This window comes from Streptomyces sp. NPDC025651, from assembly GCF_055558735.1.
Window position 1 is genome coordinate 386,003 of the sequence record NZ_JBVHLZ010000002.1, and the last position, 25,734, is coordinate 411,736.

Below are 25,734 nucleotides of genomic sequence, written 5' to 3' on the forward strand. Positions count from 1 at the left end.
GGAAGCCTCCGCCCCGGGGGTGGCGGAGGCACTCGGGCACCAGGGGGTGCCCGAGGCGGAACAGCCCGCCGACGCCGACACCGCCGCTGTCTTGCCGCTGCCGCGTGCCGCCGAAGCAGCCGCCCTGCACCGCGTCGCCCAGCGCCGCAAGCCCGACCCCAACGGCCGACGCAAAGAGCGCGTCGACGCCCGCTACAGCATCGACGAGAAGGACGACATCCTCGCCAAGGCCCAGTCGCTGAGCGTCAGCGGTGCCAACTACGTCGCCACCGTCGTCCTGGCCCACGTCCACGGTGACCTCACCTTGCCCGGCCGGCGCACCGAGCTCGACGACTACATCGACGAACTCAACGCCCTGCGCCAGCAGGTCGCCGTCATCGGCAAGAACGTCAACCAAATCGCCAAGAAGCTCAATTCCGGTGGCCGTCCACACCCTGGGGACAGCGCCCTGCTGGCCCAGACGGACCGCACCCTGGACGCGGTCGGCACCGCCGTCGGCCACATCGCGGCAGCCGCGAACCAGGCCGTCAGCCACCAGGCGGCCCGATGATCGCGAAGATCAGCAGCGGCAAGGACACCGCCAACTTGGTCCGGTACCTGTACGACACGAGGAAGGCCAAGGACCACACCGATCCACACCTGGTTGCCTCCTGGGATGGCTTCGCCCCTGACCCTGGCCGAGCCGACGACTTCACCGCCACCAAGAAGCGCCTCGTCGCCGACCTCGACCTGCACGTCAAGCAAGCCGAACGACTCGGCCGCGCACCCGAGCGGCACGTGTGGCACTGCTCGATCCGCGCCGCCAAGACCGACCGTCACCTCAGCGACGAGGACTGGGCCGACATCGCCTGCCGCGTCGTCGCCGCCACCGGCATCGCTCCGGAAGGCGATCCGGATGGCTGCCGGTGGGTCGCCGTCCGGCACGCACCGGACCACATCCACATCGCCGCCACCAAGGTCCGCGCCGATCTGCGCACAGCCCGCCACTGGAACGACTACCTCACCGCCGACCGCGAACTCGCCGCCATCGAGAAGGAGTACGACCTGTTCCAGGTCGTTCGCGGTGATCGCACCGCCGCCAAGCGACCCACCCGCGGCGAGCAGGAGAAGGCCAAGCGTGTCGGCCAGGCCCGCACCGCCCGCGAACGCCTGCGCACCACGGTACGAACCGCCGTGGCCGCCGCCACCAGCACGGAGGAGTTCATCCGCCTGCTGCAGCACACCGACGGCGTCCTCGTCGACGTCAAGCACTTCCCATCCGGCGACGTACGCGGCTACACCGTCGCCCTCCAGGGCGACACCAACGGCAAGCAGGAGCCCATCTGGTACTCCGGCTCCGAACTCGCCCCGGACCTGTCCTTCCCCAAGGTCCGACAGCGCCTCGACGCCACCGAACAGCAGCAGGGGCCGCGCAGGGCGAACCCTTGGCACCAGGCCACCGCCGCCGCAGAACGCATCCCCCGCCACCTCGACCAGGCAGACGGCGGGGCTGCCCAGGCCCACCTGGCCGCCTTCGGCGAAGCCCTCGACGCCCTCCCTCTCCTCGCACCTCAGGTCGTACGGCCTCAACTCCGTCAAGCAGCAGCGGAGTTCGAGCGGGCTACCCGATCCCGCGTCCAGGCCGAGCACCAGCACGCCCGCGCCCTACGCGGGGCAGTGCGGGCCATAGTCCGTGAGCCCGGCCCCAAGGACGGCGCTCTGCTGGCGATGTTCCTGGACGCCGCGATCCTCGTCGTCATCGCCGCCGCCCGCTGGCACCAGCTCCGCCGGCACGACCAGCAGGTGGCCGCGGCCCAACAGACCCTGCTCCATCTCCAGGCCGCCTACGAGCAGATCACTGCCGCGCCATTGGCCGTGCTCGCCCAGCGCCGACCGCCCCAGCAGGTGGTGGAGCGGCACATCCTCCTCATTCGGCAGACCGTGCCCGAGCACGCGCAACAGGTCCTGGAGGACCCAGCCTTCGACGCGCTCGCAGCCGTGCTCGCAGACGCCAAGAAGGCAGGCCACAACCCGAAGCAGCTCCTCCAGCAGGCCGCCGACCAGCGTGCGCTGGACGACGCCCGCCGCCCCGCGCGAGTCTTGACCTGGCGCGTCGAACGCCTCAGTCGGAGTGCGGCGCAGCTCCCCGGCACGCCGGTGCAATCGCCATCGGCCACCCCGGCTGCTCAGCCCCAGCCACCACAGGCACGGCGGCGCTGATCACGGCCGCTCGGACAGTTTGGGGATAAGCAGTTCCAGGGCCTCTTCCCAGCGGAAGCGGTCGGCCCCGCCACCGACCTTCGGCCGGTGCGGCTCGTAGGAGCCGATCAGGACGCCCATCTCGCGCACCGGTCCAGACTCTGCCGGTACGCGGGGTGGGCGGCGCTGGCGGACGGCGGGACGACGGCTGTCGTAGCCGGCAGAGGAATGGCAGGTGCCTGGGCCGCCCAGCCCTCGGTGTTACGCGGCTTCGGCTCCATGTGGGGCGCCGGGTGTGCCCGCCCCCGCTACGGACAACCGAGCAGCCCATGTAGTGACTTGGGCCAGATGTTCGGTCTCCAGCCCGACGTGATGGCCTGGCTGGATGAGCAGGGTCGCCGAGCCGCGGGCGGTGCGCTCTGTGGCCCAGTCGTGGTCGAGGACGGTGAAGTCGTCGTCGATCCATACAGCGGGTGCGTCGCCCAGCCAGGTGTCGACGTAGTCGCGTTTCCAGAGGTAGCCGTTGGGGTGGCTGGTGGTGATGTCCGGACGGGGGAGAGCAACGTACGGCAAGGGCGGTAGGCCGAGGAGCGGGCCGATCAAGGTGGCCGCGTCGCGGCGCCAGCTGGTGCACCAGGTCGGGCTCACCAGGCCGGTTCGGAGCATATCCATGAGCAGGGGGCCGTGGTCCGGGTTGAGCCAGATGGCGACGGGGTCGTCGGCGCTTCGGCCGGTGGGGACGACGTCGTGCCGGACATGAGTGGCCGGGGTGGTCCCGTCGTCGTCCGGGAACGGTATGAGGACGCCGTCGATGTCGAGGAGCAAGTAGGGCTGGCGCATGGTTCCTCCAGGGGAGCTGGAGCGGGGGTCAGAGCCTGCGGGCGGTGATCAGCAAGGTGGTGGGCCAGCAGCCGTGGCGGGCGTCGTGGAACTCCTGGGCCGAGGTGAGCCACAGGCCCGAGCGGTCGAGGTGTGTCTCCCAGCGACTGGTGTCGAAGTCCCAGCGGACTATGGGCAGTCGGGTGCGGTCGGGGAGGGTGACGAAGTCACGTCGCGGGCGGTCATCGGCACAAGAGGGTCTGCCGCCGCGCTGTGGGTGAGGCACGGAGAAGGCGAGGGTGCGGCCGGGTTTGAGGCGCTGGGCGATAGCAGGGAGCAGGACCTGCGGAGCGACGAGACCGATGGCGCCGAAGACGGAGTAGATCGCGTCGAAGTGCTCGTTGGTGGCCTGCAGGTAGTGCAGTGCGTGGCCGGCGACGAAGTCGAGGTTGCGCAGGCGTCCGTAGTGCGAGCGGGCTCTGCGGACCTGGAGGCCGACCAGGTCGACGCCGGTGACCTGGGCGGCGTGGCGAGTGGCGAGGTGGGCGGCGTTGTGGCCGGGGCCGCAGCCGAGTTCCAGCACCCGCCTGCGGTGCGGGCCCAGGCTGAGGATCTCGGAGCCGGGGCCGCTTCCTGGCCGGGTGGTCCACTCCATCCTCCCGGGCACGTTCAGTGGCTCGGTGGGCCCGGCCGCAGTGCGCTGGAGAGCATGTGCGTACCAGGGGGAAGCCTGGGCGAGCATCTACACCTCCAGGAGTCGGAGGGCGTCTGTGAGGTGGCGGCGCACGACCTTGGTGTACGCGGGGTCGGTGGCCGGGTCGTTGATCCACCGGATGGACTGCTCCATGAACCACTCCACCGCCCACATGCGGTGCCAGCCCAGCGCCCACTTCTCCGCGGCGAGACCGCCGCGCTCGGCGAGGGCATCGGGGGTGCCGCCTTCGGCGACATAGGTCTCCAGGAAGGCGCGTAGGCATACGGGGTCGGGCTCCTCCAGGGTGCCGTGCCAGCTGGCGAGGTCGAGCAGGCCAGGGCCGGTGAAGGCACGGGCGAAGTCCAGGAGGCGCCAGCCGCGGTTGCCGATGTGAAGGCTGGTGGGGTGGAACTCGGAGTGCACCCAGCCGAACGGCGCCACCGTCGCTCCAGCCGAGCGTGCCTCGGCGGCCTGGGTTAGTCGGTCGAGCGCCGCCTCGATGTCGTCTGTGTCCTGCCACCGTTCGGCCTTGCGGAGCTGGTCGAGGTGGTCCAGCGCGCGGCCGGGCAGGGAACGCAGGGCCTCTTGGTCGAGAACGGGAAGCGCCGCCGCCTTGCGGGTGCGGTGCAGCACCACGGCTGCGGCAGCGCCATCGAGGTCATCGGCGTCCCGGATAGGGCTGCCGAGATCCTCCAGCAGCATCCCGAGCCATCCATCGAGCACCGCGGAGGCGTGGACCTTCGGGACCGGGACACCAAGGGTGTGGGCCAGGCGTAGAGCTTGGTCCTCGCTGTCGAAGGGCTTCTTGGCGTACTTGAAGATGGCGGTGGCGCCGTCGGGGAAGGTCAGGCGTTCGACGCCGGACATGGACCAGACGCGCACCTCTTCGCGCGCTACAGCAGAGGTCTGGCCGGCAGCGGTCAGTACGTTGTCCAAGAGTTCGGCGTTGAGGTTCGCGTCCATGGGGGACTCCTGTGATTGAAGGCGTCCGGGGCGGACGAGCGTGCCTGCCCGCCCCGGAGCCAGGCGTACGGGCTATGCGGCGGGGGCAACCCGGTGGGCGTAGACCTGCTCGATCCATCCGGCCTTGAACTCGGTGAGGTCGTCACGGAAGGTGGCCATCGAGGCACCGTAGGGCGCGACCACGCCACCGGACTGGTCCGGCACGGACTGGCAGCCATGCACGAGCCGCCCGCCGAGCGCGGCGTGGGCTTTGATGGACTCGATGCGACGGTGCTCGTTGAACCAGCCGCCGTGATAGACCTCGTCCAGCAGACCGCCCATCTCCTCGTTCAGGTCGAAGACGACGGAGGTGGCGGCGGGGAAGAACCAGCACGGGCCGACGTTGGAGATGTGTCCGTCCAGCTCGACCTTGTTCAGCGCCATCAGCGTGGCCGCCTCGCGCAGCATCCGCAGGTGCTCGGCGGTGATCTGCGGCAGGCCGAGGCCGGCGAGGTGCTCCTCGCGGAACAGGTACGCGTATACCTCGTACGCGATGGACAGCACCCGAGCCGCGTCCGACGCGGACTCGCCGTGCTGCTTGATGAAGTCGAGCGCGAGCTGCTCGACCGCGCTCTCGGTGGACTCGTTCACGTCCAGGAGCTGGGACTTGACCAGGTCCCAGTCGGCGACGAGCCAGGTGTGGGACTCGAAGCGGAAGAAGTACTCGGCCGGGTCGATGGTGATGCGTCGCCCGTCGACCTGGATGCGGGCAGGCGGCTCCAGCGCGTGTCGAATGCCTCGGGCAGCTCGACCGTGATGGCCGTGGTGTCGATGATGGTCACCGTGTCTCCGTCTCTGATGGGCCGGGAGCGGGCATAGGAATGCCCGAACCCCCAGCAGGCGTACGGAACTTCGGGAAGCCGCCCGGACCAAGGGGGAGCCTGGATCACGGTCGGAACCTGGAACCGTGCCAGGCGGCTGCGATTAAGTGAACCGGTCGTCACGCACCGTGGGTACGGTGAGGGGCAGGCGAAGCGGTATACGCGGTTTACAGCTCCGGATCGGAGGCGGTCGTGGCAGCGCAGAGAGCACCCAACTCCCGTCTGCGTGAGGTCATCGACGCGATCGGCTGCACGTACGAGGCCCTGGCGAAGGATGTACGGCGCATCGCCGCCGAGAACGGCGAGATCACCCAGACCAACAAGTCGGCCATCTCGCACTGGGTGAACGGCACCCGCCAGCCCACAGGCCGGGCCAGCCAGTACCTCGCCGAAGCGCTGACGCGCCGGGCAGGCCGCATCGTCACCCTGGCTGAGATCGGCTTGGGCACGCCTGACAGCAACGAGCAGGACGAAGAAGCCGACCCGGTCTTGGCGGTGACCAAACTGGGACGCGCCGACGTCGAGCGTCACCACTTTCTCGCGGTCGCCACCTTCACCACCGCCGGCGTCGCCATGCCGCTCGCCTACGACCACGAGGCCACCGCCCGCATGCTCCGCGCCCGCACCGGCACTGCGCTGGTCGGCGCGGAGGACGTGGACGTCGTACGCCAGATCACCGCCGCCTTCAGCGCGGCCGACGAACGCCTCGGCGGTGGCCACGGCCTGACCACCGTCACCGCCTACCTCGCCGATACTGCCGCCCCCATGCTCCGCGGCCGCTTCAGCGCCGAGCCCTTACGTCGGGCCGCCTTCGGCGCGGTCGCCGAACTCGCCTATCTGGCAGGCTGGAAGCACCACGACCTCGGCCAGGAAGGCGCGGCCCAGCGTTACTACCGAGTCGGCTACCAGCTCGCCTGCGAGGCTGACCCGCACGGTCACGCCGCATGGATGATGCGCGCCCTCGCCCACCAGGCCCTCAGCCTCAAACAGCCCCACCACTGCATCGACCTCGCCGAAGCCGCCCTCACCCAAGGCATCGGCCACATCGACGGCCAGACCGAGGCCCTGCTCCACATCACCCACGCCCGCGCCTACGCCGCCACCGACGAGAAGCCTGCCGCAGCCCGCGCCCTGCTCGCCGCCGAGGACGCCCTCCTGCGAGACGACGGCCCCCAGCCCAGCTACTCCCGCGTCAGCGGCCCAGCCGCCGGCACCGTGGCCAGCCACACCGCCCGCACCCTGACTGACCTTGCCGATCACGTCGGCACCGAGCAGCAGCACCGCGATGCCCTGATCCGCTGGGACCCCGTGAAGTACAAGCGCGTCCACGCCCTGACCTACGCAGACCTCGGCGACAGCCTCGCCGCCCAGGCCCGCGCCGACGAGGCCGTCGCCGCCTGGTCGCAGGCCCTGACACTCATGGAGGGCATGACCTCCGACCGCACCCGCAAAGCGATCACATCACTGCGGTCCACCCTCGCGATCTATCAGCGGCGCAAGGTACCCGGAGCCGCCGAACTCGCCCGCCGCGCACGGGAAGCACTCGCCTAACATGCCCAACAACCGGCCGATGAAGGGACGCACAGTGGCTCAACCGACCACCGACGACCAGCCCAAAGCCCTCAAGCCCGCACTCGAATCCATGACCCTGCTGGTCGCCGCCGTTATCGTCCACGACAAAGGCACCAATCGCGTCGTCCTCCTCCAGCGCAGCCAGACTGCCAAGTTCGCCCAGGGCATGTGGGACCTGCCCGTCGGCAAGAGCGAACCCGGCGAGCCCATCACCGAAACCGCAGTCCGCGAGCTCTACGAGGAGACCGGCCTGACGGTGAAGCCGGAGTCCCTCAAGGTCGCCCACATCATCCACGGGGCCTGGGGAGTTGAAGCACCCAACGGCTTCCTGACCGTCGTCTTCGCAGCCCATGAGTGGACCGGCGAGCCCGAGAACCGTGAGCCGCGCAAGCACGCCCAGGTCCGCTGGGTCGACGCCGATGCCATCCCCGAAGAGTTTGTGGACACCACCGCCAGTGCCCTCCACCGCTACCTCGACGGCGGCTCGCAAGTCTCGCTCGACGGCTGGCATTAGGAGGAGGCGGCCATGGCGTACGAGTTGCTCTCCATCTGCGACGCGTGCAAGCAGACCGTCACCGACGGCGAGGGAAGCCTCTGGGTGGACATGGCCGAGGTCGACCGCACAGCCTCGAACACGCAGGCGTGGGAGAGGCTGGAGACCAAGCAGGAAGCAGGAGCGCGGAGCTTCTCTGCCGGCAGTCTCATGTCGTATCCCGAGGCTGCCCGCTGGCAGGTCCACCACGGAGCGTGCGCCCCGTCCCCCGACGCCAACACCTACGCCATCGAAGTCCACCGCTGCCGCAGTTGGGCGGACCTGGTGTGGTGGACCGCGCACCTCATGGGCAAACGTGGCTGCAGCACACGGACTAGGAAGATCTCCTCCAGGAGACCGCCGAGGGCGCCGGCACTCGGATCACGCCTGTCACGCCGCCCAAGTCCCATCGGTGACCCACGTCATCAACACCGAGCCCGTGGGAGCCGTTTGGGAGCCAACTCGCTCCCCGAACCCCTCCAACACCACGCGAGACCCATCGGGACCACGCCCCTGACCCGCGCAAACACCATCCACGCAGGCAAGATCAACAACCGAACCTCATTCGGGACGAAGAGGTCGTGGGTTCAAATCCCGCCACCCCGACAGCTGAAACACCAGGTCAGGGGCTTGATCCGCTTAGCGGGTCGAGCCCCTGACCTGTTTCTGCTTCCCTCTCGGGAGCCGTTGGGGAGCCGGCTTCGGGCCCCCGCTACGGAAGGGCATGACGCAGTACGCGGCTCCACATGGATGCGTACTGACGCCACAGCGGTCCGGTGACGTACGGGAGGCCGTAGCGGTCACAGATCTCCCTCACCCGTGGTGCCAGTTGGGCGTAGCGGTTGCTGGGCAGGTCGGGGAAGAGGTGGTGCTCGATCTGGTGACTGAGGTTGCCGGTGAGGAGGTGCAGGAGCGGGCCTCCCTCGATGTTCGCGGAGCCCTGGATCTGGCGCAGGTACCACTCGCCGCGCGTCTCGTCGTCCAACCGGTCCTCGGTGAAGGTCTGCACGTCGCCGGGGAAGTGGCCGCAGAAGATGACCGTGTGCGCCCAGATGTTGCGGGCGCCGTTGGCCGTGAGCGTGCCCAGGAGGCAGGGCAGCGCGGACGGGCCCGCGAGGAGCGGAAACAGGACGTAGTCCTTGGCCGCCTGGCGCACCGCCTTACGTGTCACGCCCGAGGCGTCACGGAAAAGGGCACGTACACTCTTGCGGCCGTGCGCCACGGCTTCGGCCTCCAGGTCGTACAGGGCGATGCCCCACTCGAAGACGGGGGCGAGCAGGGCCGTGTACAGCGGCTGGAGCAGATGGGCGGGGCGCCAGGGCTGGTCCGGGCTCATGCGCAGGATCGTGTAGCCGAGGTCCCGGTCGCGGCCGACGACGTTGGTGTAGGTGTGGTGCAGGTGGTTGTGGGTGCGCTTCCAGGCGTCGGCTGGGGTGGCGAAGTCCCACTCCCAGGTGGTGGAGTGGACTGCCGGGTCGCCCAGCCAGTCCCACTGGCCGTGCAGGATGTTGTGGCCCAGCTCCATGTTCTCCAGCGTCTTGGCGACCGCGAGCAGGGCGGTGCCCGCCGCCCATGCGGGCGGGAAGAGGGAGACGGCGAGTGCGAGGCGGCCGCCGACTTCGCAACCGCGCTGGACGGCGATCACCGTACGGATGTAGCGGGCGTCGTCCGGTCCGCGGGCCGCCACGATCTCGGCGCGGAGCCGGTCCAGCTCTCGGCCCAGCTGTTCGGCTCGGTCGGCGTGCGACACCACGGGCGGTGCGGTTCCGCCGGTTCCGGCGGCAGCCGCTGCGGGCATCGACATGGGTACGGGCATGGGACTCTCCTCGCAGAGGTCTGGTTCTCACAGGTCGAGGACGAGCGGCCCTGCGGCACCGTTGACGCAGGTCTGGATCAACTCACCGGGTTCACCCCGCAGTTCACCGGTCCGCAGATCGCGCACGCGGCCGTCGCGGAGCGGGACGAGGCAGCCGAAGCACAGGCCGCGCCGGCACCCGTGGGGCATGGGCACACCCACCGATTCACCGACCGCGAGGAGGGACGACGCTGCCGTCGCGTCCGCTTCCACGGCGCTGCGGTCGAACCGCACCCGGCCGCCGGCCGCATCGACCCCCGACGCCCGCACGGGTGCCAGGTGGAAACGCTCCACCCGCAGCCGTTCCCGCACTCCCGCCGCGGCCCACTGCTCCTCGGCCATGTCGAGGAGCCCGGCCGGACCAGATGCCCAGGTTTCCCGACAGCGCCAGTCCGGGCAGAGTTCGCCGATCCGCTCCATGGTGAGCCGCCCCTCCGTACGCGTATGCGTCAGGCGGACGCTCAACCAGGGCAACCGGCGCTCCAACGCGGCCAGTTCGATCTGGAAGAGGCACTCGGCCGGTGACGGCGCGCTGTGCAGGAGCAGAGTGTCCGGAGCGACACCGCCGTGCCGTGCGAGCGTGCGCAGCATCCCCACGACAGGCGTGATACCACTGCCCGCCGTCACGAAGAGGAGTCGGCCGGGCAGCGGCCGGGGCAGCACGAACTCTCCCTGCGCCGGGCCGAGTCGGAGCACGGTGCCGGGCACGGTCCGGTGTACCAGGTGCGGGGACACCTGGCCGTCGGGACGGGCCTTCACGGTGACGGTGATCTCACCGCCGGGTCCGCCGCGGGTTCCGCCGCCGGGACTGTCGCCGGGCGGCGAAGTGATCGAGTACGTACGCCAGTGCCGTACACCGTCGATCTCGACTCCGAGCGGCAGGTACTGCCCGGCCCTGTGACCGTTCCAGCCCCTGCCCGGCCGGATGACCAGCGTGGCCGCGCCGGGCGCCTCCGGCCGCACGGCGCTCACCCGGCCCGCGGGATGCCGCGCCGACCACAGTGGGTCGATCAGGCCGAGATAGTCGTCGGGCGAGAGCGGACTGGTCAGCCAGGACACGGCCGTCAGCGCGGCCCGGGCGCCGGGCCGCAAGGCTCCCGGCGACAGCCATGGACGTACGGACATGCGGGTGGCCCCTCCCCTCACGGCCCCTGGACCTGGCCCCTGGACCTGGCGCCGAGCGAAGCACACCGTCCGCCGGACCACACCGCCGCACAGCACGCTTTGCGCCGTCCCTCGCACGGCCCCTGTCAGGCGGAACGCGTCGGCGCCCAGCATGCGACGCCGCCGACGCGCCCGAGAATGACCCGATGGCGACGGGTCGGCCGCTCACGGATCGGAACCGCGCGGGTCGGCGTCGCGGGGCCGGCCGCGCTCAGGGTCGCGCTCGGGGGATCGCCGCAGGGGGTGCCGACGCCACGACGCTCCTTGCTTCCGTCACGCTCTCCATGAGCGGCTTCGCGGCCTCCTCGGCCGTATCCGGCGGGACGACGAGCAGGTCCCAGCGCCCACGGCCGGGGGCGAGAAGGACGACGGTGTGCGCTGCCGTGGCCGTCAGGCTCCCGCCCTGACGTCTCTGTTGGGGATGCCTGTTGGCGATGCTCTGCCGGGACGCATGCCCTCCAGCCCTCCAGGGGGCATCCGATCTCGTCGCCGTGTAGCAGCCCGGCGGGTGCACCCGCAGCTCTTCGGCGAAACCCGCCAAGAGTCGAATACGACGCGCCACTCTGTAATGCCGACCCAGACCCGTTGGCGACCGGTCCCCATGGACATCCGCCTTCGAGAGGGTCGCCATGACCTCACCCTCCGCAGCGACCTGTGTCCAGGAAGTCCGCCTTCACGGCGACTGCACCCTGGTGGTCCTGTGCGGCGAAATCGACATCCACACCGCCCCCGCCATCACCGACTGCCTCGACGCGCTCACCCGCACCGGCGACTCCGACTTGCTGATCGACCTGCGCCCCGTCGACTTCATGGACGGCACCGGGGTACGGATTCTCGATCGCGCCCGGGCCCGGACCAGCGGCCGTCACGGGCGCCTGCGCCTGATCTGCACCCGTCCCGTGACCCTCCACCTGCTCAACCATCCGCGACTGCACCTGGACTTCGACATCCTGGATCGGCTGCCCGCGCCCGTACCACCACAGGCAGCGGCCTGACTGACGCGAAACCACCCTGGGGGATGTCCGAAACCGTGGACACGGTGATGGTGCCGGGCTGTGGGTGAAGGCGGGCATCGACATGGCGCCGGCCCTGGTCGAGGAGGACCACGGCCCTGAGGTGGCGCGCACCACGGCCAAGAACCTCGTCGTCTTCCTACAGCGCCCCGGTGGTCAGTCGCAGTGACTGAAGGGCTCCGTGCGGTGGATGATCCTCGGCAGATGTGCCGCGTCGTATCGGCACCGGTCCCTCCCCTCGTGGGGACCGGTGCCGATCGACGCGGCCGGTGTCATCCGCGCCCATGTCGGCGTATCGGCGCGGATCAGGAAAAGTCCGGATCTGCAGTCGGTGCGAGAGCGGTCCGGGCTTGACCGGGTCAACAGGTTCTTCGAGTGCTTCTTCGAGCGGTTCTGCCAGCAGTTGTTCGGGATGCGGGCGACGGCGTCGTCGTCCCGGGTCGTCCCGGGTCCGGCCGCTGGCCTGCCATGACGCTGCGCGACCGGTTCACCACTGGGCCGCGATCCTGCCAGCTGCGGCTTCCGCCGAGGAGGTTCCGGTTCCGTCCGGACCACTTATCCGCAGGTCAGCCGTATAAAGTGAGTTTTCCGGTCCGGATGTCCAGGTGCGGCGGAAGTGAGGGGTGGAGGCCTTGGGTTCCGACTCGGGAGCGCGTACGGCCTTCGCGGAACGTCTCGCGCTGCTGTACAAGGAAGCCGGCAATCCGCCGCTCCAGCGGGTGGCCGAGTCGGTCGTCCGGCTCCAGCGGGTCGACGAACGCGGGCGCCCGGTGCGGGTGTCCGCGCAGCGCATCAGCGACTGGCGGCGGGCCAAGAACGTGCCCGCGCAGTTCGCCGCGCTCGCGGCGGTGCTGCACGTCCTGATCCCCGAGGCGCGGCGCGAGCGGCCCGCGCCGGTCTCCGCCGGGCTGTACGACCTGGCCCAGTGGCAGCTCCTGTGGGAGCGCGCGGTGGCCAACCCGGCCGGCGACCGCACCGCCGCCTCCGCCGAGGACGAGGCACGGCCCCAGGCCGAGGCCCCCGTCATCCCCGGCGTGTGCCCCTACCGAGGGCTCGCCTCGTACCGCGAACAGGACGCCCGGTGGTTCTTCGGACGCGAGCGGAGCACGCAGGCGCTCGTCGCCCAGCTCCGCGCGACGGAGAGGACGGGCGGTCTCGTCATGCTCGTCGGGGCGTCGGGGGCGGGGAAGTCCTCCCTCCTGAACGCCGGTCTCGTGCCCGCGCTGCAGAGCGGCGCGCTGAGCGGGGAGGGCGGCACGGCGGGCCGGGTCCTGCAGCTGGTGCCGGGCGCCGACCCCCTCGGGGAGCTGAACCGGCACATACCCGAGCTCGCGCCCGCCCTCGCCGAAGCCAAGGCCGCGGCGGCGGACGACCTCGACGCCCCGCTCCTCGCCCACGCGGTGCGGGAGGCCGTCACGGCGTGGGCGGGGAACGGGGAGTCCTCCGCCGCGCGGCCGGTCGTCATCGTGGACCAGTTCGAGGAGGCGTTCACGCTCTGCGCCGACGAGACGGACCGGCAGGCCTTCGTCCAGATCCTGCACGCCGCCTGCTCGGCCGGTCCCGACGGCGCCCCGGCCCCCGCCCTCGTCGTCCTCGGCATCCGCGCCGACTTCTACGAGCACTCCCTCGCGCACCCCGAACTCGCCGACGCCCTGCAGCACCGCCACATGGTGTTGGGGCCGCTGACCACCACGGAGCTGCGCGACGCGGTGACCGGGCCCGCCAAGGCCGTGGGGCTCGAACTCGAACCGGGCCTCGCCGAGCTGATCGTCCGCGAGGTCAGCACCGACGGGCCCCGCGGGGCGCACGACGCGGGCGTGCTGCCGCTCCTGTCCCACGCGCTGCTCGCCACCTGGCAGCGGCGGAAGACGGGGCGCCTCACACTGGCCGGCTACCGCGCCGCCGGCGGGATCCAGGGCGCGGTGGCGGCGACCGCCGAGCGCGCCTGGTCGGGCCTGGACCCGGCGGCGCGCACGGCCGCGCGGCTGCTCCTGCTCAGGCTGGTCCGGCTCGGCGAGGACACCCAGGCCACCCGCAGGCGCGGCACGCGGCGCCAGTTGGCGGAGGAGTCGGCGGACCCGGGCAAGACGGAGGAGTCGCTGGAGGCGCTCGTACAGGCCCGCCTGGTGACGCTCGACGCGGAGACCGTCGAGATCACGCACGAGGCGCTGCTGCACGCCTGGCCCCGGCTGCGGGACTGGATCGACGACGACAGGAACGACCACCTGCTGCGCCAGCGCCTGGAGGAGGACGGCAAGGCCTGGGAGGAGTCCGGCCGCGACACGGCGCTGCTCTACCGGGGGTCCCGTCTGGAGCAGGCCCGCGCCTGGGCCAGGTCCGACGGCGACACCTTCCTGACGCGGGGCGCCGTGGAGTTCCTCGCGGCGTCGGCCAGGTTGCGCAGGCGCACGGTCCTGATCAGCCGGGGCGCGGTCGCGGCCCTGGTCGTCCTGGCGATGGTGGCCGTCGTGTCGGCGGTGGTGGCGTGGCAGCAGCGGGACGACGCGGTGTTCCAGCAGGTGGTCGCCGAGGCCGACCGCGCCAAGGACACGGATCCTTCGCTGTCCGCGCAACTCGACCTGGTGGCGCACCGCCTGCGGCCGGAGGACGAGGCCACCCAGAACCGCCTGATATCGATCGTGAACGCGCCGCTCGCCACCCCGCTGCTCGGGCACACCGGCGCCGTCTACCTCACGTCGTTCAGCCCGAACGGACGGGTCCTGGCCACCGCGAGCTACGACAGGACCGTCCGGCTGTGGGACGTGGCGGACCCCTCGAACACCAGGCAGCTGGGCAAGCCCCTGACCGGACACACGAGTTGGGTGAGCAGCGCGGTCTTCAGCCCGGACGGGAAGACGCTCGCCAGCGCCTCGGACGACGGCACGATCAGGCTGTGGGACGTACGCGACCCCCGCCACCCGCGCCCGCTGGGCAAGCCGTTGACCGGGCACGGCGGCGCGATCTACCTGGTGGCGTTCAGCCCGGACGGGCGCACGCTGGCCTCCGCCAGCGAGGACCACACCGTACGGCTGTGGGACGTGGCGGAGCCGGGCAGGGCCGAACCGGTCGACGAGCTCACCGGGCACACCGCCGCCGTGCGCTCCGTGGCGTTCGGGCCGGACGGGAAGACGCTGGCCGCGGGCGGCGACAACGGCACGATCAGGCTGTGGGACACGGCCGATCCGCGGCGCCCGAAGCCGTTCGGGAAGGTGCTGACCGGGCACAAGGGCACGGTGCACTCCGTGGCCTTCAGCCGCGACGGCCGCACGCTCGCCAGCGGCGGCTCGGACGAGACCATCCGGCTCTGGGACGTGGCGGAGCCGCGGCGGGCCGAGCAGCTCGGCCCGCCGCTCACCGGGCACACCGGCCCCATCTGGTCGGTGGCCTTCGACGCCGAGGGCACGAAGCTCGCGGCGGCCAGCGCGGACAGCACGGCGAGCCTGTGGAACGTCCGCGATCCGGCGCATCCCTCGCAGGTCGGCGAGCCGCTCGCGGGCAGCAGCGGGGAGATGTACGCGCTCGGCTTCAGCCCCGACGGGCGCATGCTCGCCACCGGCAGCGGCGACAACAAGGTCAGGCTGTGGTCGCTGCCGACGTCCGACATGATCGGCCGCATCGGCGCGTTCCGCCCGGACGGGAAGGTGCTCGCGACGGCCGCGCGGGACAACAGGATCCGGCTGTGGGACGTGCGGCGCACCGACCGGCCGGTGTTGCGGAGCAGATCGTTCAAGCCCGGTGACGGGGACGTGCGTTCGCTGGTGTTCTCCCCCGACGGCCGTACGCTCGCGGCGCTCACCGGCAGCCACACGGTGCAGCTGTGGGACGTCGGCGACCCCGCGCACCCCGTCTCCCACGGTCCCGCCGTCACGCTGCGGACCCGGTTCGCGGGCCCGAACGCGCTGGCCTTCAGCCCGGACGGGCGCACCCTCGCGACCGCCCTCACCGACCGCACCGTCCAGCTGTGGGACGTCGCGTCGCCGTCCCGCCTCCGCCCCCTCGGCCCGGCGCTCACCGGCCACAAGGGGTACGTCAACTCCCTTGTCTTCGACGCGGACGGGCGGACCCTGGCGAGCGGCAGCGCCGACGGCACGGTCCGGCTCTGGAACGTGACCGATCCGCGGCGCGCGGCGCGGCTCGGCCCGCCTCTCACCGGCCACCTGGGCCCCGTCAACACGCTCGTCTACAGCCCGGACGGCCACACCCTGGCGAGCGGCAGCGACGACGGCACGGTCCGGCTCTGGGACGTCGCGGAGCCGCGCGCGGCGAAGCGGGTCGGCCCCACGCTCACGGGCCACACCGACGCGGTCATCTCGCTGACGTTCAGCACGGACGGCGACGCCCTGGCGAGCGGCGGCAACGACAACGCGGTGCGGCTCTGGGACGTCAGGGACCCCGCGCAGGCCACCCCCATCGGCCAGTCGATGAGCCCCAACGCCAAGACCGGCGGTTTCTTGTCGTTCAGTCCGCAAAGCCACATGCTCGGGGTGTCGAGCGGCACCGATACCGTCCGCCTCTGGAACCTGGACACGGACGCGGCAATTCGCCGTGTTTGCTCGACCACTCGGGGTGTTCTGACATCCGAAAAATGGCGCGAGTATCTGCCGCGTCTCGACTACGAGCCGCCGTGCGACGAGTAAGACGGGCCCGCCACGTGATCCCGATCACAACTCCCGATTTCGGCCCGGCAGTTGATTCCCTTTGCCCGAGCGGCCTTGTTACTGTTGGACACAGCCCGATCGCTGGTGCATCCCCCGTCGCCAGCGGTCGGGCATTTTCGTGGTCCGGTGGCATGGTGGCGCTTTTCCGATACGGCGGGGCGAGTGGCCTGAATTTGTCCGGTGGACAAGTTCCGCTCCCCTTGCGCCCCGGTCGGCCGAATATTTCCGGGACACGTCGGTGGTGGGGCCATGCACCGTGACGATGGACCTTGGATATTGCCTGATTGCTGCTGGAGTAAGCCGGTCAGAACCCTGGAAAGGTGGTGAGCCGTGAGCCGGCGCATCATCGTCGTCACCGCCGTCCACGCGCCCTCCGCGCGTCTCCTGCCCGACGCCTACGCGTCTCTTCGCGCGCAGGAGCTGCCGGGCGACTGGGAGTGGCGGTGGCTGATTCAGGAGGACGGCACGAGCGACGACGTCGCCCCGTACGTACCCGACGACGAGCGGATCACCTTCCGCCAGGGGCGGCCGGGCGGTCCCGGTGTCGCCCGCACCATGGCGCTCGCCCACGCGGACGGCGCGTACGTGAAGGTCCTGGACGCCGACGACCGGCTCACCCCCGGTGCGCTGGCCCGCGACCTCGCCGCGCTCGAAGGGCATCCTGACCTCGGCTGGGCCACGTCCCGGGCGCTCGACCTGCTGCCCGACGGGTCGACCCGCGGGTTCCCCGGCGACCCAGGGCACGGGCCGGTCGAACGCCACGCGGTGCTCGACCACTGGGCGGCGCACGACTACCGCGCGCAGGTCCACCCGGCGACGCTCTTCGTCCGGCGCGACCTGCTCCTGGCGCTCGGCGGGTGGATGGCGCTGCCGGCCTCCGAGGACACGGGGCTGCTGCTCGCGCTGAACTCCGTTGCCCGCGGCTGGTTCTCGTCCGAGGTGGGGCTCCTCTACCGCAAGTGGGAGGGCCAGGTCACCGGCCAGGCCGCGCACACCGACACCGCCGAGCGGGACGCGCGCATGGCGATCGTCGAGGCGAGGGCGCGGGCGCTGGGTGAACTCCGGTGGAGCTGGACAGGCGGGGCCTGACCGGACGTGGCGGCGCCTGACCGGGATGTGGCGGCGCCTGACCGGGTTGCGGCGGCGCCTGGCCGGACGTCACACGAGGGTCTCGGCATCGACCCGCGAGAACACCAGCTCCGTCTCCCCCACGACAGGACCGCGCCAGCGCACCGGAGGTGTGGGGTTGCGCATGTGCCGCGGATAGCCCTCCGCGGCGTAGTCGTTGACGAGCCGGTAGGTGTGGAAGCCGTGCTCGCGCAGGGTGTCCAGGAGCTCGTCGGCCGAGTCGCCGAGCCGGGCCATGCGATCGGGCGTGACCTCCACGGCGATCTCCACGTCCGGGCGCAACTGGTCCAGGACGGGCCGGAGTCCCCGGACGACACCGCCCTCCGCGCCCTCGACGTCGATCTTGATCACGCGGGCCCTCGCGAGCTCGTCCGCGTCCAGGAGCTCGGCCAGCGGAAGGGCCTCGCTCTCGAAGGTGGACTCGGCGGGACCGTCGTAGGGGACGATCGAGTTCGCCCCCATGTTGCGGGAGCTGGCGAGGACGAACGTCAGCTTCTTCCTGCGGTCCGACACGGCGGCGTTGACCGCGCGGATGTTGGCGCAGCCGTTGAGTTCGGCATGGCGCAGCAGCCGCCGGTGGAAGTCCGGCGACGCCTCGACGGCGACCACGCGCCCGGTGCTGCCGACCAGCCGGGAGCCGAGGACGGCGAACACGCCCACGTTGGCGCCGACGTCGACGAGCACGTCACCGGCGCCGAGGCGGCTCCTCAACCACCGTGTCATGTGCGGCTCCCAGCCGCCGAAGAGGTACAGATAGCGCTGGATCAGGTCCTGGGTGTCGACCGCGAAGCGGGCGCCGAACTCCACGTCGACGACCCGCCGCCGCGGGTGGTCCCGCAGATGGGGGTTGAGGAAGCGGGCCGCGAGCGCGCTCTTGAACAGCGCGCCCGGCGCCCGTCGCACATAGGCCCGGCCCAGCGTGACCAGGACCTCCTTCGTGGGACTGCCCGTCGTGGAGTTGCTCATCGTGCCGCCTCTTCGCAGGGAACAGGCGAACGATAACGCCGGGGTTCCGGGATGCGATCAGTTCCGGTCGAAGGGCAGGTCGAGCATGCGGATCGCGTTGCCGCGAAGCAGCTTGTACGCGATGTCGTCGGGCAGGTGGCCCACGTGCTCCTGCGCGACCTGCTTCGTGTGCGGCCAGGTCGAGTCGACGTGCGGGTAGTCCGTCTCGAAGGTCGCGTTGTCCACGCCCACGGTCTCGATGGAGTCGACGCCGTGCTTGTCGCGGAAGAAGCAGCAGAAGATCTGGCGGTAGTAGTACGTGGACGGGGGCTCGGGGATCAGGTCCTTCACGCCGCCCCAGGCGCGGTGCTCCTCCCACACGTCGTCGGCGCGCTCCAACGCGTACGGGATCCAGCCCATCTGGCCCTCGCTGTAGGCGAGTTTGAGCCGCGGGAACTTCACGAGGACCCCGGAGAAGAGGAAGTCCATCATCGAGGCCATGGCGTTGTTGAAGCTCAGCGCGGCCTGGACGGCCGGGGGCGCGTCGGGCGACGCCGCGGGCATCTGCGACGAGGACCCGATGTGCATGTTCACCACCGTGCCCGTCTCCTCGCAGGCCGCGAAGAACGGGTCCCAGTAGCCGGAGTGGATCGACGGGAGGCCCAGGTAGGTCGGGATCTCCGAGAAGGTCACCGCGCGCACGCCCCGCGCGGCGTTCCGCTTGATCTCGGCGACGGCGAGGTCGATGTCCCACAGCGGGATCAGGCAGAGCGGGATCAGCCGGCCGCCGCTGTCGCCGCACCACTCCTCCACCATCCAGTCGTTGTACGCCCGGACGCAGGCGAGGCCGACCTCCTTGTCCTTGGCCTCGGCGAACGTCTGGCCGCAGAAGCGCGGGAACGTGGGAAAGCAGAGCGAGGCCTCGACGTGGTTGACGTCCATGTCCTGAAGGCGTGCCTTGGGGTCCCAGCAGCCGCGCCGCATCTGCTCCCGCGTGATGCCGTCGAGGGTCATCTCGTCCCGCGAGAAGCCGACGGCCGCGATGATGCGCTTGTACGGGAAGAGGTCGCCCTCGTACTCCCACCAGTCGGTGATCTGGCCTTCCGGGTCCGTCGTGAACTTGTACTTCCCGCCGATGTACGCCAGTTCGCCGATGCCCGCGGTGAAGGGCTTGGGCCCGCGGTCGCGGTACTTGCCCGGAAGCCACCTCTCGAAGAGGTGCGCGGGCTCGATCACGTGGTCGTCCACGCTGATGACCCGGGGGAGTTCCTTGGTGCCGTCCTCGCTGCTGCCCACTGCTGTGCCCCCTACTGCCTGCCGGTTTCCTTCTGCTGCCTGCTGGTTTCCTCGCCAGAATCTGACGCTCCATCAGATTCCATCAGGTCGAGGTTATGGGCAGAGCGGAACGACGGCAAGCGCCCATCCGGAACTCACCCCCTTGCGCGATCGGGCCCCATCCGGTGAACTGACGACTCGTCAGATCGGGTTGAGGGTCGGCAGACCGGGTCGAGGGTCGGCAGACCGGGGCGAGGGAGGGCTCTCCATGCAGACGATGTGGCTGAGCGGCGCCGAGTGGGCCGCCGTGCTCCGGATCGGGCTCGGCCTGTGGTGGCTGGAGAGCTGGCGCCACAAGGACAAGAAGGAGTGGTTCGGCGGCGGCGGGATCGGCTGGGCCGCGGGCATCGCGGAGAAGCACCGGTGGGCGGCCGTCCGCAGCGGCTTCGACGTCGTGGTCAGGCCACGCCCGCTGGTCATGGCCTACGTCGTCGCCTACGCGGAGCTGGCGCTCGGACTCGGCCTGGTCTTCGGGTTCCTGACGCCGATCGCCCTGGTCGGCGGGCTCGTGCTCAACCTCATCTACTTCGTGCTGATGATCCACGACTGGGGCGAGCAGGGGCAGAACCTGATGATGGCGCTGATCTCGCTGGTCGCGCTGGTCACGGTGAGCTGGCAGAGCTGGTCGCTGGACGCGGCGCTGGGGCTCTTCTGACGGCCTGGCCCCTGCCCGTCTCTGTTCTGTTCGCGTGCGACGTGTCACCCTGCCGCTCACCTGACGAGGAGGGGCGATGAGCGAAGGCAACCACGACGAACTCAGGGCCTGTCACGCCGCGCGGGCCAAGAGCGCGGCGGTCCGCGCCGCGGCGGTCAGCCACTACATCGACGGCGGCACGCAGGAACAGAAAGCCGAGGGGCAGACGGCCGAGGCGCAGAGAGCCGAAGGGCAGACGGCCGAGGCGCAGCAGGCCGAGAGGCAGAAGGCCGAGGGGCGGAACACGGCCTGGAAGGCCGCCCATGCCGCCCGCGTCTGCGCGCAGGCGGTGGCCGTCCTCGCCGAGAGCGCCCCCAACCCCGCGGCCGACTCCCGCTGCGCGCGGAACGCCGCCGCGTCCGCCGCCCAGGCCGCGCAGATGGGCAGGCTCCACGACGCGTCCGCCGAGCTCGCCGTCGCCGCCTGCGACGCGGCCCTCAAGGCGTCACAGGCCGCTTCGGACGCCGCGGGCCGTGAACACCTGGGCGAGGATGCCGAGTCGAACGCCCGCGCCGACGCGGCCGAGGCGGCGGCCGTCGCCGCCGCCGAGCGGGCGGGGTGGATGCGGCCGGGTCAGGACGTCGCCGAGGTGTCGACCGGTATGCGCAGCCCCGAGCTGATGTCGATGATGCACCTGTGACTCAACCGGCCTGGCGGCGCTCCTTGTTGAGGGCGTCCACCGCGCCGCGCGCGTCGCCGATCGTGGCGAAGTCGACCGCGACGAAGTTCACCGGGCGGCCGCGCTCGCGCTCGCAGCGGTGGGCTCGGTCCAGGAGGTACTCGCGGGCGTTGACCACGGCCGCGTCCAGGCGGCTGCCGCCCGCGTCGGTGATGAAGTGGTTGAGCAGGAACAGCCGCTTGCCGGTGCCGCCGCGGTGCGGCACGCAGGACATCTCCTCGGGCTTGCGGAAGGCGAACGGGGTCTCCATCGCGTACGTGTAGAAGTTCCGGTACCAGCGCGCGGGGCCGTCGGCCTGCTCGGCGAAGACCACGAGGCGGCGGTCCGAGCGCACCATGTCGCCGAGGGTGGGCCAGGGGCGGTCCGGGTCGGCGTCCGGGGTGAAGAGGAGGCGCTGCAGGCCCGCCTCGCGGAAGGCCCGCTCGGTCTGCTCGCCGGTGATGGCGTCCTGGACGACCAGCGTCACGACGTCACCGGGGTGGTCGTCCAGCCAGGTCCCGATCCGCTTCAGGGTGTCGACCAGGGGGATCGCGCCCGCGCGGCACACGCCGTGGCACAGCCACAGGCCGGGGCGCGCGGGGTTGGCCGCGGCGATCAGGCCGGTGACCTGCTCCTTCAACGCGGGCGGGAAGTCGGCGAGTTGGAGCCGCTCGGCGACCTCGTCGGGCTTCTCCCAGGTGTAGGTGTCGATCAGCAGGCCGCGGGCGCCCGCTTCCAACTGGGCGATGATGTCGGGGTCCTGGAGCGGACCGATGAACTTGTCCGCCGTCGTGGACATCGAGTTGTGGGTGGCCAGGAAGGCGACCTCGTCGTAGCGCTTGTCGCACAGGGCCGCCGAGCCCATGCACAGCTCCCGCGCGTCCCTGCCCGCCGCCACCGGCACCAGGACCGACCCCACCAGCGCGGCGGCCACCACGACGCCCACCGCCGTGCCCGCCACGGCGGTGCGCCTGCGGGGCGACCAGGCCGCCGCGCGGCGCACCGGCCTCGTCCCGGCGAGCCGCGCACGGACCCGGACGCGCCACCTCGGGTACCACTTCTCGTACGCGAGAGCCCCACCGATCAGCGCGAGCCCGGCCAGCAGCGGCAGGGCCGCCGTCACGAACCCCACGGCGAACAGGGCGTCGGCGCCTTCGCGCTGCACGTCGTCGAGGAGGCGGCCCAGGGACGGCGGCCAGGAAGGGGGCGGCCCGGCCATCAGGCCCTCCACCTGCCCCCGCACGAGCAGGAGGGCGAGCGCGGCCAGGGCCCCGCCCGCGGCGAGGCCCGTCCCCACCCCGCGCAGCCGCTTCGGCCATGACGGCGGCCCGGTGAGGGCGAGCAGCGCCACGGCCGCGAGCCCCAGCACGACGGCCGCCCCCTGCACCACGCCCAGCGCGAGACGGGTGAAGGCCCGTGCCTGCTTGACCGCGCCGAGGTCGGCGCCGGCGGCCTCCAGGTCGGGCACCACGTTCCAGTGGCCGTCGTCGGTGAGGGCGGCCAGGTCCCCGGTGGCGTCGCGCTGCCGGTCGCCGAGTGCGTACGGGCCCACGGCGGCGAGCGCGGAGGCCACGTCGCCGGTCGCGAGGGCCGCCCGGACCTCGGGGCGCAGGGCGGCGCGCTCCTTCTCGGGCACCGGGCGCAGCAGCCAGTCCGTGGCCTGCCGTGCCCCCTCGGCGTCCAGGTGCAGCTCGGGCAGGGAGTCGGGGCGCCGCCCCGCCGCGATGTCGTCGAGCGCCCCGGACAGCTCGCGCGTGAACGCGGCGAAGTCGGCGCTCTCGCGGCCCTGCACGGAGGCGACCAGGTCACCGAGGTAGATCTGGGCGAGGCCGCCGATGTTGGTCAGCACGGGGTTCAGGTCGACCGTGATCCCAAGGCGCGGCTCGTCGCCGCGCAGATACCCCACGGCGTGGCCGATCTGCTCGTCCACCAGGGTGCGCAGGGTGGCGGGCGGCAGCACGTTCTTGAGGTTGGCCGTCACCTGGGCCTGTGGGATCGGGATCCTGCCGAGCAGGTCGCGGGTGACGCGGGTGGTGGCCGGGTCGACGAGCACCTCGTCGTAGAGCCGTTCGTAGGCGTCCTGCTCGTCCAGGACGCTCTGGTAGTACGCGCGGTTGAGCAGCGTGCTGCGCGCGGTCCCCGCGAGGACCAGGACGAGCACCGCCAGGGCCAGGACGGCGCAGGCGAGGTACCGCGTCCAGGGCCGCCACACGCCGGGCGGCACCCGGCCGCGCGTACCGGCGCCGTCGTCGCTCACGCACCGATCATCCGTCGGTCGGGGCGGCGCGGCACGTCAGGGGCGCCCTGGAGAGCGATCCCCCCCGCTCCCCGGCGGCCGGGCCTTCCAGGAGCGGCCGCCGGGGAGCTCGGCCGAGGGGCTCGTGCCGCGGGCCTGCGGAACATTCGTTCAAGACGGGGGACGCGGGGGCGGCGACGGTGGGGGTGTGCGGGGTCGTGCGGTGGGGCTCCGTGCGTTCCGTGGGACATCGGAAGGTCAAGGAGAGACCTGTGACGAACACACTTCCATCGAGTGCCGCCGAGTCGGCCACGCCCGCCTCGGCGGACGGTGCCGGTCGTGAGCTGATCGCGCGGCTCACGTTCGGGAGCATGGCCGCGCAGACGCTGCGGGCCGCCGTGCGGCTCGGGGTGGTGGAGCTGCTCGGCGACGCGCCGCGGCGGTCCGCCGACGTGGCCGCCGACGCCGGGGCAGCGCCCCAGCCCGTGCTCCGGCTGCTGCGCGCCCTGACCGCCCTCGGCCTGGCGCGCGAGGAGGCGCCCGGCTCCTTCGCGGCGACGCCCGCGGGCGCGCTTCTGGACCCGGGGCGTCCCGACTCGCTCTCGTCGTTCGTGCGGCTGTTCACCGATCCGGTGGTGCTGCGCTCCTGGGAGCGGCTGGACGACAGTGTCCGCACCGGTGAGACCGCCTTCGACGCCGTCTTCGGCACGGACTTCTTCGGCCACCTCGCCCAACACCCGGAGCTTTCCGCGGAGTTCAACGCGGCGATGGGGCAGGCCTCGGCTCAGACCGCCGCCGCGCTGCCGCACGCCTTCGACTTCGGGCGGTTCACCCGGGTCACGGATGTCGGCGGGGGCGACGGGACCCTGCTGGCCGCGGTGCTCGACGCGCATCCTGGCCTGACCGGCGTGGTCTTCGACACGGCGGAGGGGCTGGCCGACGCGCCGAAGACGCTGGAGCGGCACGGACTCGGGGAGCGCTGTTCCGTCAGCGCGGGGGACTTCTTCCGCGCGGTCCCCTCGGGGTCGGACCTCTGCCTCGTGAAGAGCGTGCTGCACGACTGGACGGACGAACAGGCGGTGACGATCCTGACCCACTGCCGCGAGGTGCTGCCGCCCGGCGGCGTGGTCCTGATCGTGGAGCCGGTGCTTCCCGAAGTCGTCGACACCGGCGCGGGATCGGCCGTCACCGACGGCGGGATCACCTGTCTGAGCGACCTCAACATGCTGGTGAACGTGGGCGGCAGGGAGCGCACCCGCGGCGACTTCGAGGAGGTGTGCGGCCGCGCGGGCCTGACCGTCGCGTCGGTGACGCCGCTGGCGGACGCCGCGCCGTACTCGCTCATCGAGGCGCGGCGGTAGGCGCTTCCCTCATCGAGGCACGGCGGGAGGCACCGCAGGGGCCACGCGCTTGACCTCGCGCAGGGTGGGCGAGGTCTGGATGCCCTGGATGCCGGGGAGGCTGCCGATGCGCCCGTCGATGTAGTCGTACAGGTCGGCGGGGTCGCGGAAGATGCCGCTCGCGACGAGGTTCGCGTCGCCGGTGACGGCGGCGGCGAAGGCGATCTGCGGGTGCGTGGCGAGGGTCTCTCCGACGGTACGCAGATGAGCGGGGGTCACGTTCAGCCAGATCCGGGTGGCCATGTGGTAGCCGAGGAGCCGGGGGTCGAAGTCGACCGCGAAGCTCAGGGCGCCCTCGCCGCGCAGCCGGTCCAGGTGGCGCTGGACGCTGGAGGGGGAACGGCCGGTGGCCGCGGCGAGTTCGGGCAGGGTCGCGCGGCCGTCGCGGGCCAGTTCGGTGAAGAGGGTGCGGTCGGTGGCGTCCAGGGACAGCGGGGCATCGGCGGCCGTGCCGGAATCCACCGCGGTCGGCGCCGCGCTCCTCGGCCCCTCGGGCCGGAAGCGGGTGGCGTGCCAGGTGCTGGTGGCGCCGATGAAGGTGCGCAGCATGCAGTGGGCACTCACGGAGAGCACCTGCGGGGTGCGCGGGAGCTTCTCCAGGAGCAGGGAGTTGCGCTGGTCGGAGGTGCGGACGTCGAGGGCGCAGTACAGCTCGGTGCCGCCCGAGGCGAGCGTGACCCAGTAGGTGTCGGGGCGGCGGGCCAGCGCGTCGGCGATGGTTCCCGCGGCATCCGGCGTGCAGTGCAGCCGCAGCAGCCACCGCGCCATTCCGAGCCGGGCGGCCACGGGCTGCCCGACGACCCGCAGCCCGAGGCCCCGCAGCCGCTGATGGCGCCGGCCGACGGTGCGTTCGGAGACGTCCAGCTCGCGGGCGATGCGGCTGAACGGGGTGCGGCCGTCGAGCTGGAGGGCGCGCAGGACGCGTTGGTCGAGCTCGTCCAGGGCGCCCGGGGTGCTCGGGGTACTCGGGGTGCTCGGGGTGCTCGGATCCACCGTTCATCGCCTCCCTCTCGCCTGATTCCGCCACGGC

Annotated in this window: 21 protein-coding genes and 3 pseudogenes; 12 read left to right on the forward strand and 12 right to left on the reverse strand. The window is 71.6% G+C overall.

Annotation, left to right across the window (positions count from 1 at the left end):
- The first annotated feature begins 19 nt into the window (after window positions 1–19).
- The gene (locus ACZ4D5_RS09735) at window positions 20–550 is read left to right on the forward strand and encodes a plasmid mobilization relaxosome protein MobC (RefSeq protein WP_467771812.1); all 531 of its coding nucleotides are present in this window, start codon (window positions 20–22) and stop codon (window positions 548–550) included.
- Window positions 547–2,199: a relaxase/mobilization nuclease domain-containing protein gene (locus tag ACZ4D5_RS09740; RefSeq protein ID WP_467771813.1), complete on the forward strand. Its 1,653-nt coding sequence runs from the start codon at window positions 547–549 to the stop codon at window positions 2,197–2,199. Before ACZ4D5_RS09735 ends, ACZ4D5_RS09740 begins: the two co-directional genes overlap by 4 nt.
- Here ACZ4D5_RS09740 and ACZ4D5_RS09745 read toward each other — a convergent pair.
- The 5 genes and pseudogenes from ACZ4D5_RS09745 to ACZ4D5_RS09765 form a co-directional block, all read right to left on the reverse strand.
- Window positions 2,200–2,396, reverse strand: a pseudogene (locus ACZ4D5_RS09745) (flavoprotein); the annotation flags it as partial.
- A gap of 43 nt (window positions 2,397–2,439) precedes the next feature.
- Entirely contained in the window at window positions 2,440–3,018 is a 579-nt protein-coding gene (locus ACZ4D5_RS09750; protein ID WP_467771814.1) for a hypothetical protein, read from the reverse strand.
- A 28-nt stretch (window positions 3,019–3,046) separates the two neighbouring features.
- Window positions 3,047–3,739 (reverse strand): class I SAM-dependent methyltransferase, encoded by a 693-nt coding sequence (locus tag ACZ4D5_RS09755; RefSeq protein ID WP_467771815.1) that lies wholly within the window; start codon window positions 3,737–3,739, stop codon window positions 3,047–3,049.
- Window positions 3,740–4,654, reverse strand: a complete 915-nt coding sequence (locus ACZ4D5_RS09760; protein WP_467771816.1) for a phosphotransferase family protein — start codon at window positions 4,652–4,654, stop codon at window positions 3,740–3,742.
- 72 nt (window positions 4,655–4,726) lie between these two features.
- Window positions 4,727–5,475 (reverse strand): annotated as a pseudogene (locus ACZ4D5_RS09765) (hypothetical protein).
- Window positions 5,476–5,706: 231 nt separating this feature from the next.
- Here ACZ4D5_RS09765 and ACZ4D5_RS09770 point away from each other — a divergent pair.
- On the forward strand, window positions 5,707–7,065 hold the full coding sequence (locus tag ACZ4D5_RS09770) for a tetratricopeptide repeat protein (RefSeq protein WP_467771817.1): 1,359 nt from the start codon (window positions 5,707–5,709) through the stop codon (window positions 7,063–7,065).
- Window position 7,066: 1 nt separating this feature from the next.
- Window positions 7,067–7,600, forward strand: a complete 534-nt coding sequence (locus ACZ4D5_RS09775; RefSeq protein WP_467771818.1) for an NUDIX domain-containing protein — start codon at window positions 7,067–7,069, stop codon at window positions 7,598–7,600.
- 730 nt (window positions 7,601–8,330) lie between these two features.
- Here the strand turns inward: ACZ4D5_RS09775 and ACZ4D5_RS09780 are convergent.
- The 3 genes from ACZ4D5_RS09780 to ACZ4D5_RS09790 all read right to left on the reverse strand — a co-directional run bounded on the left by ACZ4D5_RS09780 (window position 8,331) and on the right by ACZ4D5_RS09790 (window position 11,268).
- Entirely contained in the window at window positions 8,331–9,416 is a 1,086-nt protein-coding gene (locus tag ACZ4D5_RS09780) for a fatty acid desaturase family protein (RefSeq protein WP_467772261.1), read from the reverse strand.
- A gap of 45 nt (window positions 9,417–9,461) precedes the next feature.
- Window positions 9,462–10,598: a ferredoxin reductase gene (locus ACZ4D5_RS09785; RefSeq protein WP_467771819.1), complete on the reverse strand. Its 1,137-nt coding sequence runs from the start codon at window positions 10,596–10,598 to the stop codon at window positions 9,462–9,464.
- Between the two features lie 250 nt (window positions 10,599–10,848).
- The gene (locus ACZ4D5_RS09790; protein ID WP_467771820.1) at window positions 10,849–11,268 is read right to left on the reverse strand and encodes a DUF5994 family protein; all 420 of its coding nucleotides are present in this window, start codon (window positions 11,266–11,268) and stop codon (window positions 10,849–10,851) included.
- Between ACZ4D5_RS09790 and ACZ4D5_RS09795 the strand changes: the two genes are divergently transcribed.
- The 5 genes and pseudogenes from ACZ4D5_RS09795 to ACZ4D5_RS09815 all read left to right on the forward strand — a co-directional run bounded on the left by ACZ4D5_RS09795 (window position 11,267) and on the right by ACZ4D5_RS09815 (window position 17,397).
- Window positions 11,267–11,632, forward strand: a complete 366-nt coding sequence (locus ACZ4D5_RS09795; RefSeq protein WP_467771821.1) for an STAS domain-containing protein — start codon at window positions 11,267–11,269, stop codon at window positions 11,630–11,632. The two genes, ACZ4D5_RS09790 and ACZ4D5_RS09795, sit on opposite strands and share 2 nt — an antisense overlap.
- Before the next feature lie 64 nt (window positions 11,633–11,696).
- Window positions 11,697–11,816: pseudogene (locus tag ACZ4D5_RS09800) on the forward strand (AraC family transcriptional regulator); the annotation flags it as partial.
- A gap of 84 nt (window positions 11,817–11,900) precedes the next feature.
- A complete protein-coding gene (locus ACZ4D5_RS09805; protein WP_467771822.1) occupies window positions 11,901–12,122 on the forward strand; it encodes a hypothetical protein in 222 nt (73 codons plus the stop codon).
- 151 nt (window positions 12,123–12,273) lie between these two features.
- Window positions 12,274–16,287, forward strand: a complete 4,014-nt coding sequence (locus ACZ4D5_RS09810) for an nSTAND1 domain-containing NTPase (protein ID WP_467771823.1) — start codon at window positions 12,274–12,276, stop codon at window positions 16,285–16,287.
- Between the two features lie 351 nt (window positions 16,288–16,638).
- Complete coding sequence (locus ACZ4D5_RS09815; RefSeq protein ID WP_467771824.1) at window positions 16,639–17,397, forward strand: glycosyltransferase family 2 protein; 759 nt, start codon at window positions 16,639–16,641, stop codon at window positions 17,395–17,397.
- A 69-nt stretch (window positions 17,398–17,466) separates the two neighbouring features.
- Here ACZ4D5_RS09815 and ACZ4D5_RS09820 read toward each other — a convergent pair whose 3' ends face one another.
- Together ACZ4D5_RS09820 and ACZ4D5_RS09825 are read right to left on the reverse strand one after the other, a co-directional pair.
- Entirely contained in the window at window positions 17,467–18,402 is a 936-nt protein-coding gene (locus ACZ4D5_RS09820; protein ID WP_467771825.1) for an FkbM family methyltransferase, read from the reverse strand.
- A gap of 57 nt (window positions 18,403–18,459) precedes the next feature.
- The gene (locus ACZ4D5_RS09825; protein ID WP_467771826.1) at window positions 18,460–19,677 is read right to left on the reverse strand and encodes an amidohydrolase family protein; all 1,218 of its coding nucleotides are present in this window, start codon (window positions 19,675–19,677) and stop codon (window positions 18,460–18,462) included.
- A gap of 247 nt (window positions 19,678–19,924) precedes the next feature.
- Between ACZ4D5_RS09825 and ACZ4D5_RS09830 the strand changes: the two genes are divergently transcribed.
- Together ACZ4D5_RS09830 and ACZ4D5_RS09835 are read left to right on the forward strand one after the other, a co-directional pair.
- The gene (locus ACZ4D5_RS09830; RefSeq protein ID WP_467771827.1) at window positions 19,925–20,371 is read left to right on the forward strand and encodes a DoxX family protein; all 447 of its coding nucleotides are present in this window, start codon (window positions 19,925–19,927) and stop codon (window positions 20,369–20,371) included.
- A 76-nt stretch (window positions 20,372–20,447) separates the two neighbouring features.
- A complete protein-coding gene (locus tag ACZ4D5_RS09835; protein ID WP_467771828.1) occupies window positions 20,448–21,050 on the forward strand; it encodes a hypothetical protein in 603 nt (200 codons plus the stop codon).
- A gap of 1 nt (window position 21,051) precedes the next feature.
- Here ACZ4D5_RS09835 and ACZ4D5_RS09840 read toward each other — a convergent pair whose 3' ends face one another.
- Window positions 21,052–23,325, reverse strand: a complete 2,274-nt coding sequence (locus ACZ4D5_RS09840) for a hypothetical protein (RefSeq protein ID WP_467771829.1) — start codon at window positions 23,323–23,325, stop codon at window positions 21,052–21,054.
- Window positions 23,326–23,576: 251 nt separating this feature from the next.
- Between ACZ4D5_RS09840 and ACZ4D5_RS09845 the strand changes: the two genes are divergently transcribed.
- Window positions 23,577–24,665, forward strand: a complete 1,089-nt coding sequence (locus tag ACZ4D5_RS09845; RefSeq protein ID WP_467771830.1) for a methyltransferase — start codon at window positions 23,577–23,579, stop codon at window positions 24,663–24,665.
- 9 nt (window positions 24,666–24,674) lie between these two features.
- On the opposite strand, the gene ACZ4D5_RS09850 is transcribed toward ACZ4D5_RS09845, so the two are convergent.
- Window positions 24,675–25,697: an Lrp/AsnC family transcriptional regulator gene (locus ACZ4D5_RS09850; RefSeq protein WP_467771831.1), complete on the reverse strand. Its 1,023-nt coding sequence runs from the start codon at window positions 25,695–25,697 to the stop codon at window positions 24,675–24,677.
- Window positions 25,698–25,734: the final 37 nt, after the last annotated feature.

Coding starts and splice junctions, on each gene's coding strand:
- ACZ4D5_RS09795 (WP_467771821.1), top strand. CDS start 11,267: ATGACCTCACCCTCCGCAGCGACCTGTGTCCAGGAAGTCCGCCTTCAC.
- ACZ4D5_RS09755 (WP_467771815.1), bottom strand. CDS start 3,739: ATGCTCGCCCAGGCTTCCCCCTGGTACGCACATGCTCTCCAGCGCACT.
- ACZ4D5_RS09835 (WP_467771828.1), top strand. CDS start 20,448: ATGAGCGAAGGCAACCACGACGAACTCAGGGCCTGTCACGCCGCGCGG.
- ACZ4D5_RS09785 (WP_467771819.1), bottom strand. CDS start 10,598: ATGTCCGTACGTCCATGGCTGTCGCCGGGAGCCTTGCGGCCCGGCGCC.
- ACZ4D5_RS09820 (WP_467771825.1), bottom strand. CDS start 18,402: ATGAGCAACTCCACGACGGGCAGTCCCACGAAGGAGGTCCTGGTCACG.
- ACZ4D5_RS09780 (WP_467772261.1), bottom strand. CDS start 9,416: ATGCCCGCAGCGGCTGCCGCCGGAACCGGCGGAACCGCACCGCCCGTG.
- ACZ4D5_RS09760 (WP_467771816.1), bottom strand. CDS start 4,654: ATGGACGCGAACCTCAACGCCGAACTCTTGGACAACGTACTGACCGCT.
- ACZ4D5_RS09830 (WP_467771827.1), top strand. CDS start 19,925: ATGCAGACGATGTGGCTGAGCGGCGCCGAGTGGGCCGCCGTGCTCCGG.
- ACZ4D5_RS09750 (WP_467771814.1), bottom strand. CDS start 3,018: ATGCGCCAGCCCTACTTGCTCCTCGACATCGACGGCGTCCTCATACCG.
- ACZ4D5_RS09740 (WP_467771813.1), top strand. CDS start 547: ATGATCGCGAAGATCAGCAGCGGCAAGGACACCGCCAACTTGGTCCGG.
- ACZ4D5_RS09790 (WP_467771820.1), bottom strand. CDS start 11,268: ATGGCGACCCTCTCGAAGGCGGATGTCCATGGGGACCGGTCGCCAACG.
- ACZ4D5_RS09775 (WP_467771818.1), top strand. CDS start 7,067: ATGCCCAACAACCGGCCGATGAAGGGACGCACAGTGGCTCAACCGACC.